The organism is Campylobacter sp. CNRCH_2014_2849 (assembly GCF_025772845.1).
Classification (GTDB): Bacteria; Campylobacterota; Campylobacteria; order Campylobacterales; family Campylobacteraceae; genus Campylobacter_D; species Campylobacter_D lari_D.
Genome location: NZ_JAKMSW010000057.1, coordinates 1 through 522, shown reverse-complemented (window position 1 = coordinate 522; position 522 = coordinate 1). Strand labels below are relative to the sequence as shown.

The 522-nt window shown below is 35.6% G+C and carries 1 pseudogene; it reads right to left on the bottom strand.

The features are described from left to right. Positions 1-522, bottom strand: a pseudogene (locus tag L8X33_RS08680) (flagellin); the annotation flags it as partial.

Sequence of the window (522 nt, the reverse complement as noted above, 5' to 3'; positions counted from 1 at the left end):
TTAGCTGCTATATTCATAGAAGCTTTAAAATTAACAAATTGAGAATTGCCTGCTACAGCTTCCGCACTAACACCAAATGCCACTGAAAATGCTGTTGCAAATACTAAATTACTTTCGTAAATTTGAGAATAATTTTTTCCACTGCCTATAGAAAACCCCGATCCAGCACTCATACCACCAATATCACTCATATAAGAAGAAACAGATGATTGCGTAACAATCATTTTACCTCCACCCTTATAAGCATTAAAGCCCATAGCATCAGCTACATTGGTGTCAATTCTACCTTTTGACTCTCTTAAAGATACAGAAGCTTGAGAGATCATATCGGTTGCACCCATACCTATAGCACTAAGTCCAGTCCCTGAAATCAAAATATCCTTACCATCATTTTTGATTAAAGATAAACGACCATAATTTTCATAATCTTTTTTTAAAATTCCAGCACCAGGTCCAATACTACCATCTATTTTAATCCCTCTACCATCTCTTGAGGTCAATACAAGTCTACCATTAGCATCT